We start from the raw sequence: 15,325 nt of genomic DNA, 5'->3' as shown, positions 1-15,325 counted from the left end.
CGCTCGGCCAGGTCCGCCAGGTGCTCGCGCCGGGCGGCACGCTGCTGATGCTGGAGGTGGCCGGCATGGAGCGCTGGATCGACATCACCTTCGGGCTGACCGACGGCTGGTGGCGCTTCACCGACACCGCGCTGCGGCCGGCGTACCCGCTGCTGTCGCGCGAGCGCTGGCTCGCGCTGCTCGGCGAGCTCGGCTTCGAGGCTGCCGCGATCGACGCGCCGCAGCCGAATTCGCGCGAGGTGCTGCTGGCCGCGCGCCGACCGGTGCAGGCGGTCGATGCGCTGCCGGCGTCGAGCTGGCTGCTGGTCGGCGACCGCGCCGGTGTCGGCGATGCGCTGGCGGTGCAGATGCGCGCGGCCGGGCACGAGGTGCTGGTGGCCGAGGCCGGGGCCGACATGGCTTCGCTCGTGGCCGGCCGCAGCCTGCGCGGCATCGTCCACCTGGGTGCGCTCGAACTGGCGGTGCCCGATGCCGGCAGCGCGGCGTCGCTGGTCGACACGCAGCGCGCGAGCCTCGGCTCGCTGCTGGCGCTGGTGCAGGCGCTCGGCGCGCAGTCGTTCGCGGCCGGCACGACGCCGCGGCTGTGGATCGCGACGCGCGGCGCGCAGCCGGTGCGCGACGGCGAGGCACCGAACCCGTTGCAGGCGCCGGTGTGGGGCTTCGCGAAGGTCGTCGCGCTGGAGCATCCGGAGCTGCGCACGACGCGCATCGACCTCGACGACACGCACGATGCGGCCGCCGCGCTGTGGCAGGCGATCTGCGCCGACGGCGACGAGCCGCAGCTCGCGCTGCGCGGCGAGCAGGCCTTCGTCGCGCGGCTGGTGCACGGCAGCGCCGCGCCGTCCGACCCGGCGCCGGTGCGGCTGGAGAAGGCCGCCAGCGGCGTGTTCGACGAGATGCCGCTGGTGCCGATGACGCGCCGCGCGCCCGGCCCCGGCGAGGTCGAGATCCGCGTGCGCGCGGCCGGGCTGAACTTCCGCGACATCATGAACGCCGTCGCGCTGCGCGCCGATCCGGAACCGCTGGGCGGCGAATGCGCCGGCACGATCGTCGCGCTCGGCGAGGGGGTGCAGGGTTTGGCGATCGGCGATGCGGTGGTCGCGACCGGCGAGGCCTGCTTCGCGAGCTGCATGACGACCGGCGCGCAGCACGTCGCGCCGTTGCCGCGCGGCATCGGCTACGCGGAGGGCGCGACGCTGCCGTTCGCGTTGATGACGGCCTGGCATGCGCTGCAGGTGCTGGGCGGCATCCGCGCCGGCATGACGGTGCTGGTGCATGCCGCGGCCGGCGGCGTCGGCATGGCGGCGGTGCAGATCGCGCAGCGCGCCGGCGCGACGGTGTTCGCGACCGCCGGCAGCGAGGCCAAGCGCGCGCTGCTGCGGGCGCAGGGCGTGGCCCACGTGATGAACTCGCGCACGCTCGATTTCGAGGCGGAGGTCGCCCGCCTGACCGGCGGCCGCGGCGTCGACCTGGTGCTGAACTCGCTGGCCGGCGAATTCATCCCGGCCAGCGTGCGCAGCCTGTCGGCGCAGGGCAGCTTCCTCGAGATCGGCAAGCGCGACATCTGGAGCCCGTCGCAGTTCCGCGAGCTGCGCCCGCAGGGGCGCTACCACGCGATCGACCTGAATGCGCAGCGCTCCCAGGACCCGGCGGCCGCGCAGGCGCTGTTCGCCGACGTGATGGCCGCGGTGCAGCGCGGCGAGTTGAAGCCGCTGCCGCTGCACGCCTTCCCGCTGGAACGCGGCGGCGAGGCCTTCCGCTTCATGGCGCAGGCGCGGCACACCGGCAAGGTGGTGCTGACGCAGCACGATGCGCTGCAGGCGTCGTTGCAGGCGCTGACGCCCCGCGGCGTCTACCTGGTGACCGGCGGGTTGTCGGGCCTCGGGCTGCTGACGGCCGGCCGGCTGGTCGAGCGCGGCGCGCGCCACCTGGTGCTGGTCGGCCGGCGCGCCGCGTCGCCCGCGGCGCAGGCCACGCTCGATGCGATGCGCGCGCAGGGCGCGCAGGTGCAGGCGCTGCAGGCCGACATGTCGCGCGCCGACGAGGTGGCGCGGGTGCTCGACGGCATCGCGCAGGGCGGGCTGCCGCTGCGCGGCGTGATCCATTCGGCCGGCGTGCTCGAAGACGGCGCGCTGCTGCAGCAGGACTGGTCGCGCTTCGTGCGGCCGCTCGGGCCGAAGCTCGACGGCAGCTGGGCGCTGCATGTGCTGACGCGCGGCGAGCCGCTCGACTTCTTCGTGCTGTATTCGTCGATGGCCTCGGTGCTCGGCTCGTCCGGCCAGGCCAACCATGCGGCGGCGAACGCGTTCATGGATGCGCTGGCCGCGCACCGCCGCGCGCTCGGGCTGCCGGGCTTGAGCATCGGCTGGGGCGCCTGGAGCGAGGTCGGCGCGGCGGCGGATCGGCAGGTCGACCAGCGGGTGGCTGCGCGCGGCATCGACGTGATCACGCCGGCGCACGGGCTGGAGCTGCTGGAGAAGCTGATGCGGGCCGAGGCGCCGCATGCCGGCGTGTTCCCGGTGCGCTGGGAGCGCTTCCTGGCAAGCGGTGGCACGCCCGGTCCGTTCGTCTCGCACCTGGTCGAACACCTGCGCGGCGCGCCGAAGCCGGGCACGAAGCCGGCGGCCGGCGCGAAGCCCGCGCCGGCCGCCGGTGCCGCGCTGATCGACGAGCTGAAGCAGGCCACGCCGCAGCGCCGGCGCGAGCGGCTGCTGGGCTTCGTCGCCGAGCATGTCGCGCGGGTGGTCGATGCGCCGAACGCGCAGGCCATCGACCCCCGGCAGCCGCTGAACGAACTCGGGCTCGATTCGCTGATGGCGGTGGAGCTGCGCAACCGGCTCGGCACCGGGCTCGGCCTGGCGCGCAGCCTGCCGGCGACGCTGGTGTTCGACCACCCGACGCTGGAGGCGTTGGCGGCGTACCTCGACGTGCTGGTGGTGCCGGCCGCGCCGGCGGTGGTGGCCAAGGCGGCCGACGCGGTCGGCACGCTCGACGAGATGAGCGACGAAGAAGTCGAAGCGATGTTCGCGAAGAAATTGAAGAGGCCCTGAATGTCCGACTTCCTCGAACGCATCAGCCATTTCTCGCCGAAGCGCCTCGCGCTGCTGGCCGACGAGCTGCAGCAGCGCGTGCAGGAACTCGAAGGCGCCGCGCGCGAGCCGATCGCGATCGTCGGCATCGGCTGCCGCTTCCCGGGCGGCGTTGACACGCCGGAGAAATTCTGGGCGCTGGTGCGCGATGGCGTCGATGCGATCACCGAGGTGCCGGCCGAGCGCTGGTCCATCGACGACTGGTACCACCCCGACCCCGACCACCCCGGCACGATGAACACCCGCTTCGGCGGCTTCGTCGGGCCGGTCGACGGCTTCGATGCGCATTTCTTCGGCGTCTCGCCGCGCGAGGCGCTCAGCATGGACCCGCAGCAGCGGCTGCTGCTCGAAGTGGCCTGGCAGGCGCTGGAGCATGCCGGCATCAACCCCGAGCGCGTGGCGGGCAGCCGCACCGGCGTGTTCGTCGGGATGTCGGCCGGCGACTACTGGCAGCTGTTGCGCCAGGGCGGTGTCGACAGCTACGACGCCTACACCGCGTCGGGCATCGCACACAGCATCGCGTCGGGACGCTTGTCGTACGTGCTCGGCGCGCGCGGGCCGAGCGTGTCGGTCGACACCGCGTGCTCGTCGTCGATGGTCGCGATCCACCAGGCGGTGCACAGCCTGCGCCGCGGCGAGTGCGACCAGGCGCTGGCCGGCGGCGTCAACCTGGTGCTGAGCCCGGAGATCACGGTCGCACTGTCGCGCTCGCACATGATGGCGCCGGACGGCCGCTGCAAGGCCTTCGACGCGCGCGCCGACGGCTTCGTGCGCGGCGAAGGCTGCGGGCTGCTGGTGCTGAAGCGGCTGGCCGATGCGCAGGCCGACGGCGACACCGTGATCGCGCTGATCCGCGGCTCGGCCGCGAACCAGGACGGCCGCAGCAACGGGCTGACCGCGCCGAACGGCCCGTCGCAGGAAGCGGTGCTGCGCGACGCGCTGGCCGATGCGCGCGTGCTGCCGGCCGAGGTCGGTGTCGTCGAGGCGCACGGCACGGGCACCTCGCTCGGCGACCCGATCGAGGTGCAGGCGCTCGGCGCGGTGATGGGCGAGGGCCGCGCGGCCGATGCGCCGCTGCTGCTCGGCTCGGTGAAGGCGAACGTCGGGCACCTGGAGGCGGCGGCCGGCGTCGCCGCGGTGATCAAGATGGCGATGGCGCTGCAACAGGCGCAGGTGCCGGGGCAGATCCACCTGCAGCAGCCGAACCCGTTCATCCCGTGGGACGAGCTGCCGGTGCGCGTGCCGACCGCGCTCGCACCGTGGCCGGAACAGGCGGGATCGCCGCGCATCGGCGGCGTCAGCTCGTTCGGCTTCAGCGGCACCAACGTGCACCTGGTGATGGCGGCGATGACGACCCCTCGTCCGGCGGATACGCCGGCCACTCCCCCAGGGGGAGCGCGGGCCGGCTTGGGAGCGGCCCGGCGCTCGGCCCGCGACCCTCGAGCGATGCAGCTCTTGACCTTGACAGCAAAGCAGCCGGCCGCGCTGCGCGAGCTGGTGCAGCAGCATCTGCCGCTGCTGAACGATGACGCATCGCTCGCCGACCTGGCGTTCAGCGCGAACACCGGCCGCGCCCGCTTCGCGCAGCGCGTGGCCGTCAGCGCTGCGACGCCGGCCGAAGCGCGCGAGCGCTTGTCGGCCTGGCTGGCCGGCGACGACGCCCCCGGCGTCACCGCCGGCACCGCGCCGGCGCGTGCGCCGAAGCTCGCGTTCCTGTTCACCGGCCAGGGCTCGCAATCGATCGGCATGGCACGCGGGCTGTACGACGGCGAGCCGGTGTTCCGCGACGCGCTCGATCGCTGCGCCGCGGGCTTGCAACTGCCGATACCGCTGCTCGACGTGCTGTTCCGCGAAGGGGCGCCGCTCGACGATACCGCGTACACGCAACCGGCGCTGTTCGCGGTCGAATACGCGCTGGCCACGCTGTGGCAGTCCTGGGGCGTGCAGCCGCAGGCGGTGATGGGGCACAGCGTCGGCGAGCTGGTCGCGGCCTGCATCGCCGGCGTGTTCAGCCTCGACGACGCGCTGCGGCTGGTGGCCGGGCGCGGCCGCCTGATGGGTGCCTTGCCGCGCAACGGCGCGATGCTGTCGGTGATGGCGAGCGAAGCGCGCATCGCCGACCTGCTGGCCCCGTGGCGCCGCGAGGTCTCGGTCGCCGCGGTCAACGGCCCCGACAACATCGTGATCTCCGGCCTCGCGATGGCGGTCGACGCGATCGCCACGCAGCTGCAGGCGGCCGGCCTCGACGTCGCGCGGCTGAAGGTCTCGCACGCCTTCCATTCGCCGCTGATGGCGCCGATGCTCGACGAGTTCGAGCGGGTCGCCGAGGGCATCGCCTACAGCGCGCCGCGCATCGACCTGGTGTCCAACGTCACCGGCCGGCCGATCGGCGCCGAGATCGCGACCGCCCGCTACTGGCGCGAGCATGTGATGGCCGCGGTGCAGTTCGCGCCGGCGATGCAGGCACTGGCCGACGGCGGCTGCGAGCTGTTCGTCGAGATCGGCCCGCACCCGACGCTGCTCGGCCTGGGCCGCGCCTGCCTGCCCGAGCGCGGCACCTGGCTGCCGTCGCTGCGGCGCGGCAAGGACGACCTGGCGCAGATGCTCGACAGCCTTGGGCAACTGTTCGCGCAGGGCGTCGAGATCGACTGGGCGGCGTTCGACGCCGGCCGCGGCGCGCGCCGCGTCGCGCTGCCGAGCTACCCGTTCCAGCGCGAGCGCTACTGGCCGGCGTTCGCGTCGACCACGCCGCCAGCGGCCAGCGCGGCCGAGGCGGACGGCGCCGGCCTGCCGCCGCGTGTGCAGCAGATGCTGCACGAGATCGCCTGGCGCGAGGCCGAACGGCCCGCGGTGCAGCCGCTGGCCCCGGCGCAACTCGCGGCCCGCGTGCTGCCGCGCATCGATGCGATCGCCGCGCAGAACGGCCTCGCGGCCTATGCCGATTTCCTGGTCGGACTCGACCGGCTGGCGTCGGCCTACGTCGTGCGCGCGTTGCGCCTGCTCGGCTGCGGCTTCGCGCCCGCCACCGCGATCGCGCCCGAGCGCTTCGACACGCTGCCGGCGCATGCGCGGCTGGTGCAGCGCATGCTGGCGATGCTGGCCGAAGACGGCTTCCTGGTGCGCGACGGCGCCACCTACGTCGTGCGCCGCACGCCGGACGACACCGACCCCGAGGACCTGGCCGACGAGCTGCTCGCGCGCCATCCGCAAGGCGATGCCGAGCTGGTGATCACGCGCCGCTGCGGCCGCGAGCTGGCCGCGGTGCTGCGCGGCCGGGTCGACCCGCTTGCGCTGCTGTTCCCCGGCGGGTCGCTGGACGACACCGAGCGGCTGTACCGCCACTCGCCGCCGGCGAAGACCTACAACAGCGTGATCGCCGAGACGGTGGGCGCGCTGGTGGCCGCGTGGCCGGCCGGCCGGCCGCTGCGCGTGCTGGAGATCGGCGCCGGCACCGGCAGCACGACCGGCTACCTGCTGCCGATGCTGCCGGCGCAGGGCGGCACGCGCCTCGAGTACACCTTCACCGACGTGTCGCCGCTGTTCCTGAACCGGGCCCGCGAGAAGTTCGCGGCGCACGGCTTCATGCGCTACGCGCTGCTCGACATCGGCCGCGCGCCCGCCGAGCAGGGCTTCGCGGCCGGCGGCTACGACCTGGTGCTCGGCGCGAACGTGCTGCATGCGACGCCCGACCTCGACGTGACGATGCGCCACGTGCGGCAATTGCTCGCGCCGGGCGGCGTGCTGGTGCTGCTCGAAGGCACGACGCCGCAGCGCTTCGGCGACCTGACGGTCGGCCTGCTCGACGGCTGGTGGGCCTACACCGACACGCAGCGGCGCCGCTATGCGCTGATGCCGCGCGAGGGCTGGACGGCGCTGTTGTCGCAGCACGGCCTGCAGGACCCGACGCCGCTGCCGGGCGCGACGACGCACCCGGTGCTGGCACAGCAGGCGGTGTTCGTCGCGCAGGCGCCGGCGGACGCGGTCGAACGGGAGCCGTCGCGTTGGCTGGTGCTCGGCGACCGGGCCGGTTTCGCCGATGCGCTGATGAGCGAGCTGCGGCGTGCCGGCGAGCTGCCGGAGCTGGTGGCACCGACGGCCGATGCCTTGCTGCAGGCGCTGCGCAGCCCGCTGCCGTGCCGCGGCGTCGTGCAACTGCAGGCGCTCGACCTCGTCGCGCACGCCGGGTTGTCGACCGACGACGTCGCCCGCGACCAGCAATTCATCGTCGGCACGCTGCTGCAGACGGTGCAGACGATGGCGGCCCAGCCGGGCGCGACGCGGCCCGCGCTGTGGATCGCGACGCGCGGCGCGCAGGCGACGCACCGCCACGACGGCGCGAACCCGGCGCAGGCGACCGCCTGGGGCATGGCTCATGTGGTCGCGATCGAGCACCCGGAGCTGCAGTGCACGCGCATCGACCTCGATCCGGCGGCCGATGCGGCGACCGCTGCGGCGGCGCTGGTCGCCGAGCTGCAATCGGCGTCGCGCGAAGACCAGCTCGCGCTGCGCGGCAGCCGCCGGCTGGTGCGGCGGCTGGTGCGGCACGAAGCGCATGCGCTGCACGGCAGCCTGGCCATCGATGCGGCGCGCAGCTACCTGGTGACCGGTGGGTTGCGCGGACTCGGGCTGCGCGTCGCCGAATGGCTGGCCGACCAGGGCGCGCGCAACCTGGTGCTGATGGGCCGGCGCGCGGCCGACGAGCGCGCCCAGCGCGTGATCGACCGGCTGCGGGCGCAGGGTGTCGAGGTGCAGCTCGCGCTCGGCGACGTGGCCCGGCGCGACGACGTGCAGCGCGTGCTGGCCGGGCTGGGCGCGCCGCTGGCCGGCGTGGTCCACGCGGCCGGCGTGCTCGACGACGGCGTGATCGCCGGCCAGACCTGGCCGCGCTTCGAGACCGTGATGGGACCGAAGGTGTTCGGCAGCTGGAACCTGCACACGCTGTGCGGCGAGCTCGACTTCATGGTGTTCTTCTCGTCCGGCGCGTCGGTGGCCGGCTCGCCGGGGCAGGTCAACCATGCGGCGGCGAACGCTTTCGAGGACGCGCTCGCATGGCACCGCCAGGCGCAGGGGCTGCCGACGCTCAGCATCAACTGGGGGCCATGGGCCGAGATCGGTGCCGCGGCCGACCGCCGGCTGGAGCAGCCCGGTTCGCTGCGGCCGATCGCGCCGGCCGACGGCCTGGCCGCGCTCGACCATGCGATGCGCCGCGACGGCGCGCGCAGCCCGTTCGAGACCGCGCAGATCGCGGTGCTGGCCAGCGACTGGGCGCACCTGCGCGAGCAGCGCGCCGCGGGCACCGAGCCGCCGCTGTTCAGCGAGTTGGCGGTGGCCGAGGCGGCGCCGGGCCAGGCGCCGTCGACCCCGGTGCAGGCCGTGCCGTCGCTGCACGAGCGCATGGCGGCCGCGCTGCCGGCCCGCCGAAAGACCGTTCTGCGCGACGAGGTGCGCCGGCTGACGGTGAAGGTGCTGGGCGTGCAGCGTGCCGACGAGCTGGACGTGACCGAGCCGCTGCGCCAGCTCGGCCTCGATTCGCTGATGGCGGTGGAACTGCGCAACCTGCTCGGCCAGAGCGTCGGCCGCACGCTGGCCGCGACGGTGACCTTCGACCACCCGTCGGTGGCGGCGCTGACCGAGCACCTGGCGAACGAGGTGTTCGCGGAGCAGTTCGCCGAAGCGGCGGCGACCGCCGTTGCGGCGCCGGAGCCCCCACCCGCGGACAGCCTCGACGCGCTGTCCGAAGATGAACTCGCGATGCAGCTGATGCGACGCCTCGACGGCATCGGCGCCCAGGAGACCCCGTGACCGACACCCGGCAGACCCCCGACCACGCCGCGCTGCTGAAACGCTCGCTGCAGGCCATCGACCAGCTCGAAGCGAAGCTGAAGGCCGCCGAGCAATCGCGCCACGAGCCGATCGCGATCGTCGGCATCGGCTGCCGCTTCCCCGGCGACGGCGACACGCCCGAGGCCTTCTGGCGTTTCCTCGAAAGCGGCACCGACGGCGTCACCGAGGTGCCGAAAGAGCGCTGGGATGCCGACGCCTGCTTCGACGCCGACCCCGACGTGCCCGGCAAGAGCTACACCCGCTGGGGCGGGTTCGTGAAGGACGTCGCCCGCTTCGATGCGCACTTCTTCGGCATCTCGCCGCGCGAGGCGGTCAGCCTCGACCCGCAGCAGCGGCTGCTGCTGGAAGTGACCTGGGAGTCGCTCGAACACGCCGGCATCGCGCCGTCGTCGCTGGCCGGCAGCCCCACCGCCGTCTACATGGGCATCACGACGCACGACTATGCCAACCAGCTGTCCGAGGCCATCGGCTCGCGCTTCGGCGACGCCTACACGCCGTCGGGCACCGCGCACAGCGTCGCGGCCGGGCGGCTGTCGTACTTCCTCGGGCTGCACGGGCCGAACGTCGCGATCGACACCGCCTGCTCGTCGTCGCTGGTCGCGATCCACTGGGCGGTGCAAAGCCTGCGCAACGGCGAGGCCAGCCTCGCGCTCGCCGGCGGCGTGAACCTGACGCTGACGGCCGACGGCTCGATCCTGACCTCGCGCGCCCGCATGATGTCGTTCGACGGCCGCTGCAAGACCTTCGACGACGCGGCCGACGGCTATGTGCGCGGCGAAGGCTGCGGCGTGCTGGTGCTGAAGCGGCTGTCCGATGCGCAGCGCGACGGCGACCGCGTGATCGCGCTGGTGCGCGGCTCGGCGCTGAACCAGGACGGCCGCAGCAGCGGGCTGACCGCGCCGAACGGCACCGCGCAGGAGGCGGTGATCCGTGCGGCGCTCGCGAACGCACGCGTCAAGCCCGACGAGATCGGCTATGTCGAGGCGCACGGCACCGGCACGCCGCTCGGCGACCCGATCGAGGTGAAGGCGCTGCACCAGGTCTACGGCCAGCGCGCGGCCGGCACGCCGCTGATGATCGGTTCGGTGAAGACGAACATCGGCCACCTGGAAGCGGCGGCCGGTGTCGCCGGCGTCATCAAGGTCGCGATGGCGCTGCAGCACCGCACGATCCCGCCGCACCTGCACCTGAAGCAGCGCAACCACCTGATCGCATGGGACGAGATGCCGATCACGGTGCCGACGGTGCCGACGCCGTGGTCCGCGGTCGCGGGGCAGCCGCGGCGCGCGAGCGTCAGCTCGTTCGGCTTCAGCGGGACGAATGCGCATGTGGTGCTGGAAGAAGCCCCGGCCCCTCCCGTTCCAGCGCGAACGGAGGGACGCGCCGTTCACCTGTTCGTGCTCAGCGCGCAGACGCCCGCCGCCCTCGACGCCGCCGCCCGCCGCCTCGCCGAGGTGGCCGGCGACGCGCCGCTGGACCAGGTCGCCGCGACGCTCGCGCTCGGCCGTTCGCCGTTCGTCGAGCGGCTCGCCGTGGTGGCCGGCAGCGCCGACGCGTTGAAGGCGAGCCTGGCCGAATTCACCGCCGGCACGCCCGGCGCCGGCACCACGCGCGGCCGGGCCGCCGGCGGCACCGTGCCCGAGCTCGCCTTCCTGTTCACCGGCCAGGGCGCGCAATACGCCGGCATGGGCCGTGGGCTGTACGACTCCGAGCCGGCGTTCCGCGCCGCGCTCGATGCGTGCGAGGCCATCGCCGCGCCGCTGCTCGGCCGCAGCCTGCTCGACGTGATCTGGAACGACGCCGAACGGCTCGACGACACCGCGTTCACGCAGCCGGCGCTGTTCGCCGTCGAATACGCGCTGGCGCAGCTCTGGCAATCGTGGGGCGTGAAGCCGACCGCGGTGATGGGCCACAGCGTCGGCGAGTACGTCGCGGCCTGCGTGGCCGGCGTGTTCAGCCTCGCCGACGGCCTGAAGCTGATCGTCGAACGCGGCCGGCTGATGGGCGCGCTGCCGCGCAACGGTGCGATGGCCGCGGTGTTCAGCGACGAGGCCACCGTGCGCGCCGCGATCGCGCGCGATGCGGCGGTGCTGGCCGTCGCCGCGGCGAACGGCCCGCAGAACACCGTGATCTCGGGCCGCACCGACGCGGTCGACGCGGCGCTGGAGCGGCTGTCGGTCGCCGGCATCGAGTCGCAGCTGCTGAAGGTCTCGCATGCGTTCCACTCGCCGCTGATGGAGCCGATGCTCGATGCCTTCGAGGCGGTGGCGGCGCAGGTCTCGTTCCATCCGCCGCGGCTGGTGCTCGCGTCGAACGTCAGCGGCCGGCTGGCCGGCGACGAGGTCTGCCAGCCCGGCTACTGGCGTCGCCATGTGCGCGATGCGGTGCGCTTCGGCGAGTCGATCGCCGCGCTGCAGGCCGACGGGCTGCGCGTCTTCATCGAGGTCGGCCCCCAGCCGACGCTGCTGAACATGGCGCAGCGCGGCAGCGCGGTGCCCGACAGCGCGTGGATCCCGTCGCTGCGCAAGGGCCGCGACGATGCGCTGTCGATGCTCGACAGCCTCGGCCAGCTGTTCGTGCGCGGCGTGCGGCCGGACTGGGTCGCGGTGCAGCACGGGCCGCGGCCGCGCGCGACGCTGCCGACGTATCCGTTTCAGCGCGAACACTACTGGCAGCAGTTCGACGCCGCGGCGCAGCGCGGCGCGGCGGGCCCGGCCCTCGCCGAGACGCGAACCCGGCACGCACTGCTCGGCGGCGCACTGGCGAGCCCGCTGCCGATCTTCCAGGCCGCGATCGGCCTCGACACGCAACCGTGGCTGGCCGACCACCGCATCTTCGATTTCACGCTGTTCCCGGCCACCGGTTTCCTCGAGCTGATGCAGGCTGCCGCGCGCGAGGTCAGCGGCGGCGACGACGTGCGGCTGCAGGACCTGGCGATCCGCGAAGGCCTGGTGCTGCCGGAGCAGGGCGGCGTGACGCTGCAGGTCATCGTGACGCCGGCCGGCGCGGATGCCCGGACGGTGCAGGTCTTCAGCCGCGCTGCCGAGGACGCCGACTGGCGCCTGCATGCCAGCGCGACGCTGGTGCCCGGCCGCGGCGAGCCCCCGGTGGTCGCCGAGGCGTGGCGGCTGGCCGGTGCGGCGTCGCAACCGGTCGCGCCGTACTACGACAAGCTGGCCGCCCAGGGCGCGCACTACGGGCCGGCCTTCCGCGGCATCGGCGCGATCTCGCGCGACGGTGGGCAGGTGCTCGGCCGCGTGCAGCTGCCGGCCGGGCTGCCGACCGGCGGGCTGGTGCTGCACCCGGCACTGCTCGACGCCTGCCTGCAGCTGATCGGCCTCGGGCTGCCATGGGCCGACGACACGCTGGCCAGCGACGACATCTGCGTGCCGGTCGGCCTGGCCGGCTACCGCGTGTTCCGCGGCGGCGTCTCGCAGGCCTGGTGCCAGGTGCGCGTCGAGCCGGCCGGGCGCGACGCCGACGTGCTGCGCGCCGACCTGACGCTGCTCGACGACGACGACGACGGCGCGGTGCTGGCCGAACTGGCCGGGCTGGAGCTGCGCCGCATCACGCACGAGGCGCTGCAGCGGGTGGCCGGCATGCCGGCGGTGAGCACGGCGCCGGATTGGGCGTTCGAGACCGAGTGGCAGCCCGCGCCGACGGCCTCCGCACGCGCCGAGCCGGCCGGCCGCTGGCTGATCTTCGCCGACCGCACCGGCGTCGGCGCCGGCCTTGCCACGCGGCTGAAGGCCGAGGGCGCCGGCGTCGCGCTGCTGTACCGCGGCGACGGTTTTGCGGCCTTGCCCGAAGGCTGGCAGGTCGATGCGGCCGACAGCGCGCAGATCCGCCGCGCGATCGACGAGGCCGCGCAGGCCGACCCCCGCCCGTTGCAGGGCGTGGTCGTGCTATGGGCGCTGGTGCCGCCGGTCGCGCACGCGCTGGAGGCGATCGAGACCGCGCAGGCGCTGCTGCTCGGCAACCTGCTGCACGCGGCGCAAGCGCTCGGCGATTCGACCGCACGGCGCTGGCTGGTCACGCGCGGCGCGCAGCCGGTGCAGGGTTCGGTGCCGGACCTGGTGCAGGCGACGGTGTGGGGGCTGGGCGGCGTCATCGCGTCCGAGGCCCCGCTCGCGCGCTGCGTGCGCATCGACCTCGACCCGGTGGTGCGCACCGACGAGGCCGAGCTGCTGTTCGCGAGCGTGTGGCAGGCCGACGACGAAGACCGCATCGCAGTGCGCGACGGCACGCGCCTCGCGGCCCGCCTGGTGCCCGGCGTGTTCGTCCCCGACGACCGGCCGCTGCGCCTCGAGATCACCGAGCGCGGCTCGCTCGACAAGCTGGCGCTGCAGCCGGTGCCGCGCGAAGCCCCGGGCGCCGGCCAGGTCGAGATCCGCGTGGTCGCGACCGGGCTGAACTTCCGCGACGTGCTGAACGCGCTCGGCATGTACCCCGGCGACCCGGGGCCGCTCGGCAACGAATGCGCCGGCGTGATCACCGGCATCGGTCCCGGCGTCGATGACCTGCAGGTCGGCGACGAGGTGATCGCGATGGTCGACCGCAGCTTCGCGACCTGGGTGCTCGCGCCGGCGTCGCTGACGGTGCGCAAGCCGCCGCAGATGAGCTTCGCCGAGGCGGCGACGATTCCGGTCACCTTCCTGACCGCCGAGTACGCGCTGAAGCACCTGGCCGGCATGAAGAAGGGCGACCGCGTGCTGCTGCATGCGGTGACCGGCGGCGTCGGCATGGCGGCCGCGCAGCTCGCGAAGCGGGCCGGCGCCGAGGTCTTCGGCACCGCCGGCACGCCCGCCAAGCGCGCGCTCGCGCAGCGGCTCGGCGTGCAGCATGTGGCCGATTCACGCTCGCTGGGCTTCGTCGCCGACGTCGACCGCGACACCGGGGGCGAAGGCGTCGACATCGTGCTGAACTCGCTGGCCGGCGATTTCATCCCGGCGAGCCTCGGGCTGCTGAAACCGGGGGGGCATTTCGTCGAGATCGGCAAGACCGGCATCTGGGACGCGGAGCGCGTCGCCGACGAATTCCCGGGCCGCCACTACCACCCGCTGTACCTCGGCGAGATCGCCGCGGCGCGGCCGCAGTTCGTGCGCGAGATGCTGCAGGAGCTGCTGGCCGATTTCGCGACCGGCGTGCTGCAGCCGCTGCCGCAGAAGCTCTACCCGATCGAGCGCGCCGAAGACGCCTTCCGCTTCATGGGCCAGGGCCACCACGTCGGCAAGGTCGTGATCACGCAGCACCGCACGCCGCCGGTGCGCCCGGATGCGAGCTACCTGGTCAGCGGCGGGCTGAGCGGCCTCGGCCTCGTCAGCGCGCAGTGGCTGGCGGCCGAGGGGGCGCGCCACCTGGTGCTGGTCGGCCGGCGTGCGCCGTCGCCCGAGACGCAGGCGGCGATCGACGCGCTGCAGGCCGACGGCGTGCAGGTGCTGGTCGCGCAGGCCGACGTGGCCGACACCGGGCAGATGACCCGCCTGGTCACGCAGATCGCGGCGCAGATGCCGCGGCTGCGCGGCGTGATCCACGCGGCCGGGCTGGTCGACGACGGCCTGCTGGCCGAGCTGGACATGCGGCGCTTCGCCCGGGTGATGGCGCCGAAGGTGCGCGGCACCTGGAACCTGCATGAGCTCACCGCGAACCTCGCGCTCGATTTCTTCATCGGCTTCTCGTCGGGCGCCGCGCTGCTCGGCTCGCCGGGGCAGGGCAACTATGCGGCGGCGAATTCGTTCGTCGACGCGCTGGCCCACCTGCGCCGCTCGCGCGGCCAGCATGCGCTGAGCATCGACTGGGGCAGCTGGTCGCAGGTCGGCATGGCGGCCGGCATCGGCGAGCAGCACCGCCGGCGCTGGGCCGCGATGGGGCTGGCGATGATCGCGCCGCACGAAGGGGTCGCGATGATGAAGCAGATGCTCGCATCGGCCCGCGCGCCGCAGATGGCTGCGATGCCGCTGGTGCGCGCGCGGCTGCCGCGCAACCTCGGGCCGTTCTTCAGCAGGCTGGTGCAGGACGCGCCGGTGCGGGCCGCGGCGCCGGCCGGTGGCGCGGCGCAGGTCGACATCCTGGCGCAGCTGGCGCAGGCGCCGGTGGACGACCGGCTCGCGCTGCTGGTCGGTTTCCTGTCGGAGCAGATCGTGCGCGTGCTGGCGCTGCCGGCCTCGCACCCGGTGGATCCGCAGCGCTCGCTGATGGAGATGGGCATGGATTCGCTGATGGCGATGGAGCTGCGCAACCGCATCCAGACCGCGCTGAAGGCCAAGGTCGCGGTGGCGGCGCTGCTGAAGGGACCGAGCATTGCGACGCTGGCGGCGTCGGTGCTGGCGGATCTGCCGCTGGCCGTGTCCGATGCGGCACCGCAGGCTGTGTTCGAGGAGGGCTCGCTGTGA

Annotated in this window: 3 protein-coding genes (1 of these 3 cut by a window edge); all 3 read left to right on the top strand. The window is 74.0% G+C overall.

The window, feature by feature from the left end:
• Tightly spaced (each overlapping or abutting the next), the 3 genes in view from ASC98_RS10895 to ASC98_RS10885 form a layout consistent with a single transcriptional unit that may run on beyond the window.
• Positions 1–3,050, top strand: the final stretch of a protein-coding gene (locus ASC98_RS10895; RefSeq protein WP_056809353.1) for a type I polyketide synthase. Its footprint begins 4,687 nt before the window's first position; 3,050 of the gene's 7,737 nt are visible here — the last part of the coding sequence; its start codon lies beyond the left edge, outside the window; its stop codon occupies positions 3,048–3,050.
• Positions 3,051–8,891: a type I polyketide synthase gene (locus ASC98_RS10890; protein ID WP_056819938.1), complete on the top strand. Its 5,841-nt coding sequence runs from the start codon at positions 3,051–3,053 to the stop codon at positions 8,889–8,891.
• Entirely contained in the window at positions 8,888–15,325 is a 6,438-nt protein-coding gene (locus ASC98_RS10885; protein WP_056809349.1) for a type I polyketide synthase, read from the top strand. The genes ASC98_RS10890 and ASC98_RS10885 overlap by 4 nt, the downstream gene beginning before the upstream one ends.

Source organism: Rhizobacter sp. Root1238, from assembly GCF_001425825.1.
In the GTDB taxonomy this organism is placed as follows: domain Bacteria; phylum Pseudomonadota; class Gammaproteobacteria; order Burkholderiales; family Burkholderiaceae_C; genus Rhizobacter.
The sequence above is the reverse complement of the archived record's forward strand: the minus strand, read 5'-3'. Positions and strand labels throughout refer to the sequence as shown.